The 5,595-nt window shown below is 69.8% G+C and carries 6 protein-coding genes, 1 tRNA gene and 1 other RNA gene; 3 read left to right on the top strand and 5 right to left on the bottom strand.

The window, feature by feature from the left end:
• Positions 1-402, bottom strand: a 402-nt coding sequence (locus AC5LSR_RS15540) for a hypothetical protein (RefSeq protein ID WP_493468615.1), incomplete at its 3' end; no start/stop codon positions are given.
• 333 nt (positions 403-735) lie between these two features.
• On the opposite strand from AC5LSR_RS15540, the gene AC5LSR_RS15535 reads away from it, so the two are divergent.
• The gene (locus tag AC5LSR_RS15535; RefSeq protein ID WP_250285713.1) at positions 736-1,374 is read left to right on the top strand and encodes a hypothetical protein; all 639 of its coding nucleotides are present in this window, start codon (positions 736-738) and stop codon (positions 1,372-1,374) included.
• Positions 1,375-1,762: 388 nt separating this feature from the next.
• Here the strand turns inward: AC5LSR_RS15535 and AC5LSR_RS15530 are convergent, their stop codons facing one another.
• The 4 genes from AC5LSR_RS15530 to AC5LSR_RS15515 form a co-directional block, all read right to left on the bottom strand.
• A complete protein-coding gene (locus AC5LSR_RS15530) occupies positions 1,763-2,182 on the bottom strand; it encodes a hypothetical protein (RefSeq protein ID WP_250285714.1) in 420 nt (139 codons plus the stop codon).
• Positions 2,179-2,853: a ribbon-helix-helix domain-containing protein gene (locus tag AC5LSR_RS15525; protein WP_250285715.1), complete on the bottom strand. Its 675-nt coding sequence runs from the start codon at positions 2,851-2,853 to the stop codon at positions 2,179-2,181. Before AC5LSR_RS15525 ends, AC5LSR_RS15530 begins: the two co-directional genes overlap by 4 nt.
• Positions 2,854-2,913: 60 nt before the next feature.
• A tRNA-Ser gene (locus tag AC5LSR_RS15520) sits at positions 2,914-3,001 on the bottom strand.
• Positions 3,002-3,118: 117 nt separating this feature from the next.
• On the bottom strand, positions 3,119-3,541 hold the full coding sequence (locus tag AC5LSR_RS15515; protein ID WP_250285716.1) for a TOBE domain-containing protein: 423 nt from the start codon (positions 3,539-3,541) through the stop codon (positions 3,119-3,121).
• A 189-nt stretch (positions 3,542-3,730) separates the two neighbouring features.
• Between AC5LSR_RS15515 and ffs the strand changes: the two genes are divergently transcribed.
• An RNA gene (gene ffs, locus AC5LSR_RS15510) (signal recognition particle sRNA small type) lies at positions 3,731-3,827 on the top strand.
• 70 nt (positions 3,828-3,897) lie between these two features.
• Positions 3,898-5,595: DNA polymerase III subunit gamma and tau (locus AC5LSR_RS15505; RefSeq protein ID WP_493468614.1), on the top strand; the 1,698-nt coding region annotated here is incomplete at its 3' end.

The raw sequence follows: 5,595 nt of genomic DNA, 5'->3' as shown, positions 1-5,595 counted from the left end.
CCCGGCGGTCATCGCGGTCCCGGCGGTCATCGCGGCCTCGGCTGTCGTCGCTGTCGGGGTGAGCGGCTCGTCGTCGAGGTGGCGTAGGCAGAGCAGCGCGCTGGCCGCGGCGACGAAGGTGCGGGCGCCCATCCGCTGGCCCAGGCAGCGCAGCAGGTAGAGGCGCAGATCCGCGTTCTCGATCCGGCGGTTGCCGCGCCGCGGGTTCGCGGCGAGCCAGCGCACGACGTCCGGCGCATGGAACATCGGGATGCCCGCGTCCAGCCCCTGAGCCGTGACGGGCGCAGGGAAGTCCGCGTGCCGACGCCGCCAGGTGGTCACCACCGCGCGTCGCACGTCGGCGAGGTCGGCGATCTCCGGCATCGAGATGAGCAGCGTGCCCGCGTCGGTCAGGTCCGGCATGTGCTCACCCCCGTTCGCGCCAGTGCGCCGCCCACGGCCCGATCCGTGGTCGCGTCAGGCAAGCATAGTTATGATAAAGAGAAATAATATGAGGAAGACTGATAACCCTGGTTATCAGCTGAATGTTTGATCCCTGGGCTCCGGCGCCTCCACAGTGACCTCCGTCCGGGCCGCTCGGGGGGGACGGCTCGGACACCCACTCCGGCGTCCCTCCCCCATCCGCCGCCTTCTTCGCTCCACAAGCGGCTCCGGCGGCAGCGGTGGTCGTCCGTCCAAGCCTTTTCGGTACTCGCCGCAGGACACCCAGAAAGTGATCATCGAATGCGTCTTCTCATGCCATCCAGAATCACGACCTCCATTGAGGCGCGTGCCGGACGGACCGCTTTTCCCGCGCTTCTCTCGCTCCTCGCCGCCGTGGCGTTGGCGATGACCGGCTGCGCCAGCATCGATCCGGACGGAGCGGGAGCCGACATCGTCAACCAGCCGAACAGTTCGGCAGCCCCCGGCACGACACGCACCGGCGACGCCCCCGGCACCCGGCAGAAGCCCGTGCCCGCCGGTACCACCGTCAAGATCGGCGACTGGCAGGTGACCCTGGGCCCCACCGTCCTGAACGCGACCGCCCAGGTCACCGCCAAGAACAGGTTCAACGATCCCCCCGCCGCCGGCCGGCAGTTCGTGATGGTGCCCGTCAACCTGACCTACAATGGGCCCGATTCCGGGACACCGTGGGTCGATCTGTCATTCCATTTCCACGGCTCGGGCGGGAACACCTTCGGCAGAGGCGGCGAGGACGACCACTGCGGGGTCATCCCGACCAGCCTCAGCGACGTCAGCGAAATGTTCCCGAACGCCAAGGCATCGGGCAACGTCTGCGTCTCCGTCCCCACCGACCAGGTGCAGGGCGGCGCCTGGATCGTCGAGGAAACCCTGGCCCTGGACAGCAACCGAGTCTTCTTTGCCCTCCAGTAGGGCCTTCGCGGAGCCGACAACCTGCCAGGAGATCACAGGTGTCACAGTAGGAGATGCGGTGCCAGGAAGGAGGATCGATGTCTGAACCACAACCTTCCTCGACGCGTGCCTTGCGGGGCGAGCGCTGCTCCCCGAGGTCGATGACTGGGTGGCTGCCTGGCACGATGCTGGCGGTGCCCCGGCCGGCCGGCCCATGCCGTTGCGCGACTACCTCGGACTCACGTATGAGGAGTATGGAATGTGGGTCGAGCAGCCGGGATCACTACGCTTTGCGGTCGCCACACTCCGATCCGAGAACGTCCCGCGGCATTATGATCCGTTGCGGACGAGTACGAATCCGGTGTCGGGCTCGGTGAGGCGCGTTGCGCCGTCGGAGATTTGTGCCGGGTCATACCTTCTTGACGACGATGGTGTGCGGGAGGAGCTTCTCCAGGTCATCGAGGTCCGAGGTGAAGACGGTTACCTGCCCCTTCTGCTGTCGTGCGATGACGGCGAGCACGGCGTCGATCGCGTACTTGTGGCCGTGCGGCCTGGTATCGGCCAGGAGGCGCCGGGCCTGGCGGGCCTCGTCCTTTCCGATGTCGGCGGCCTTGAGCCGGGAGAGGACCCAGTCCCAGCGCTGCTCGGTGGTTCTGCCGTCGTACGCCTCGACCAGCGTCATCGGAGACGTCACCACCTCGGCTTCCCCACGGGCCGCGAGGTCGAGCCAGGCGATCATCTTCCGATCGCCGCGCACGGCCAGGGCCAGGGCGTCGCAATCGAGAACGAAGACGCGCAGGGGCCGCTGCTCGGCACCCCGCTTCTTCACGCCGCCTCTCCGGCGTTGTGCTGCCCCGTCGTGCGGCGTCGCTCGTGTTCGGCGTCGAGCTCCGCCAATTCGTCGAGTGCTGCCGCACGCTCGTCACCGGCGACGGGGCCGTGTTCTTCCTGCAGCCAGTCGACCAGTTCCGCAAGGCGGTCCCGATCCCGCTTGAAGCGCAGCGCCTCGGCGACGTATGCCGACAGGCCCCGCTCTGCCGCCTCCGCGCGGATCTCGTCCAGCAGATCCTCGGGGATCGTCACCGTGACCTTCTTCGTCGCCATACAAGAGACCATACTCTTGGTGTCGTGCCCCTTACCATTGCGTCGTATGGCCGACGCCTTGGTGATCATGCGGCCGTGACGGGGCGCGGGCTTCCGTGGAAGACCTGGCTTGGTGCGCCAGGAGCGGTGGATGGCCGCGACGGGGTGGGTGCCCGGTTGAGGTCCGATGAGCGGTCGGCCGGCGAGCGCTATGACGTGTTCACGGGCGGCGGGGCTGTGGCCGACGAAACGCTGTGAGACCAGGATGCGATCACTGTCACCGATGCCGAGGATCCCCTTGTCGAAGACGTATTCGATGGTGACGGCTTGGCCCTCGTCGATGGCGTGGGCCAGTTGACGGATGTCGGAGAGGGACAGCAGGCACGCGTGGCCGGCGACGATATCCTCTGAGCCCACGGCACGCCGAAGGCCCCGGTCGTCGAACGGTCCGGGGCCTTCGTTTCCGCTGGTCAGCGGTGGCGGAGGATGCGAGATTCGAACTCGCGAGGGGTTGCCCCCAACACGCTTTCCAAGCGTGCGCCCTAGGCCACTAGGCGAATCCTCCGTCGACCACACTATCGGATCCGAAGGGCGATCGAGACAGCGGGCCGAGCGGGCTGAGTGCTCCGAGCGGGCCGAGCGGGCCGAGTGGGCCGAGTGGGCCGAGTGGGCCGCGGCCGGGTCAGGGGCCGGCGATGGCGATCTCCGTGGACTTGATCAGGGCGGTGACCGCGGAGCCCGCCGCGAGGCCGAGGTCGCCGACAGCCGCCTTGGTGATCGCAGCGGTGATTGTTTCCCCGCCTTCGATGGCGACCTTCACGATGGCCAGCGCCTCGCCCTGGTCGATCGCGGTGACCGCGCCGGGGAGCTGGTTGCGGATGCTCAGGCCGGACACCTCGCCCACGGCCAGGGACACGTCCGTCGCCTTGATCAGAATCCGGACCTGTGAGCCGCTGGCGACGCCGAGCTCCCGGACCGCCTCGGTGGTCACCGCGGCAACCACTTCCTGCCCGGTGGCGAGACGAATCTTCACAGCACTGATCGCCTCGCCTGAAGTGATTTCAGTCACAGCCCCAGAGAGCTGGTTACGAATGCTGATGCTCATGCTCGACCTCACCGAGTTTCCTGCGTGTCGTGGGCGATCGGGTGCCGCTACCTTCGCACGGGACGTACTCGGGCCGTCTCGACGCTGAGCGGTATGGAACAGTTTGCCGAGGTTCACCGTCCGGACAATGGTCACCGCTGGCAGGTACCCCCGCCGCGAAGATCCCCCCGGCAGGCCATAGACTGCTGGACAGACCCCTCGTGCGGCGTCACCCTCGTGAACCCCCCCAGGGCCGGAAGGCAGCAAGGGTAAGCAGGCTCTGGCGGGTGTGCGGGGGGTCGCCCTCCGTTACGGGGTCTTCTTCGTCACGGGGTCGCGGTCCTGGGTTCCGACGAGGCAGGCAGGCCGGTGGTCCGGTGAGCGGTGCGCTGTACAACCGATACCGTCCGGCGACCTTCGCCCAGGTCGTCGGCCAGGAGCATGTCACCGGCGCGCTCATGCAGGCGCTGCGCACCGGCCGCCTGCACCACGCCTACCTGTTCAGCGGGCCGCGCGGCTGCGGCAAGACGTCGTCCGCGCGCATCCTCGCCGCATCCCTGAACTGTGTGGACGGCCCGACGCCGCAGCCATGCGGGGCCTGCGACCAGTGCGTGTCGATCCGCGCCGGGGTCAGCATGGACGTCACCGAGATCGACGCCGCCTCCCACGGCCTCGTCGACGACGCCCGTGACCTGCGGGAACGCGCTTTCTTCGCACCCGCCTCGGCGCGCTTCAAGGTGTTCGTCGTGGACGAGGCGCACATGGTCACCGCGGCGGCCTTCAACGCCCTGCTCAAGGTCGTCGAGGAGCCTCCGCCGTACCTGAAGTTCGTGTTCGCGACCACCGAGCCGGACAAGGTCATCGCCACCATCCGGTCCCGGACGCACCACTACGCGTTCCGGCTGGTCCCGCCCGGGGTGCTGCGCGACCATCTGACGTCGATCTGCGCGCAGGAGAGCGTGGACGTCGACCCGGCGGTGTTACCGCTGGTCGTGCGGGCCGGCGCCGGGTCGGTCCGGGACTCGCTGTCCGTCCTCGACCAGCTGCTCGCCGGCGCCGGCCCGGACGGCCTGGGCTACGACCGGGCGGCCGCGCTGCTCGGCCTGACCGACGGCGTCCTGCTGGACGAGGCGGTCGACGCCCTGGCCGCGCGGGACGGCTCAACCGCCTTCACCGTCATCGACAAGGTCGTCTCCTCCGGGCACGACCCGCGCCGCTTCGCCATGGACCTGCTCGAACGCCTGCGGGACCTGATCGTGCTCGCGGCCGTCCCGGACGCCCCCGCCAAGGGGCTGCTGGAGAGCTACTCGGCCGACCAGCTCGAACGGATGCGTGACCAGTGCGCGCGGATGGGCCCGGCCGAGCTCTCCCGCGCCGCCGACGTCGTGCACACCGGCCTGGTCGAGATGCGCGGCACGACCAGCCCACGGCTGCTGCTCGAGCTGACGCTGGCACGCGCGCTGCTGCCCGCCGCGAGCTCCGACCCGGCGGCGCTGCTGGTCCGCATCGAGCGGCTGGAACGTCAGGGGGTGGCCGCCGGTCCCCCCGGTGCCCCAGCCGCGGGCGCCACGAGCATCGCGAATACGGCCCCCGGCACGCAACCGGCCGTCCTTCCAGGCCCGGCCGCCGCGAGCGCGGTTCCCGCGAGCCCGGCTACCGCGGCGGGCCCTATCGTCGCGGCGGGTGCGGTTCCCGCAGGCCCCGCTGCCGCTGTGGGCGCGGTTGCCGCCGCGGCGGCTCCGGGCGTCCCGACGGCAGTTCCAGCCGCCGCGGCCGGACCGGCATCCAGAACAGCTCCGGCCAACGTGGCGGGTCCTGGGTATGGCTCTGGCTCTGGCTCTGGCTCTGGCTCTGGCTCTGGCTCTGGCTCTGGAGGAACGGTTCCCGGGGCGGCGGCCGCGGTGGGAACCGGCGCGCCGATCCGGGCCCCGCACCGGCCTGCCGCGACTGCCGCGGCGCAGTCCCCCGGTCCGGCTGGCTGGGCTCCCGCGGCCGAGGTGCCGCCACCAGCCGACGCCAGGCCTGCCTCCTTCACTCCCGTTCCTCCCACGGCTCCGCCAAGCGGGCCGGGCGGG

The organism is Protofrankia sp. CiP1_Cm_nod4 (genome assembly GCF_982290645.1).
Note: the sequence above shows the minus strand (reverse complement) of the source record. Positions and strands in the feature narration are given on the sequence as shown.

Bases quoted from the DNA above. Each gene is read 5' to 3' on its own strand.
- AC5LSR_RS15535 (WP_250285713.1), top strand. From the start codon at position 736: ATGCCATCCAGAATCACGACCTCCATTGAGGCGCGTGCCGGACGGACC.
- AC5LSR_RS15515 (WP_250285716.1), bottom strand. From the start codon at position 3,541: ATGAGCATCAGCATTCGTAACCAGCTCTCTGGGGCTGTGACTGAAATC.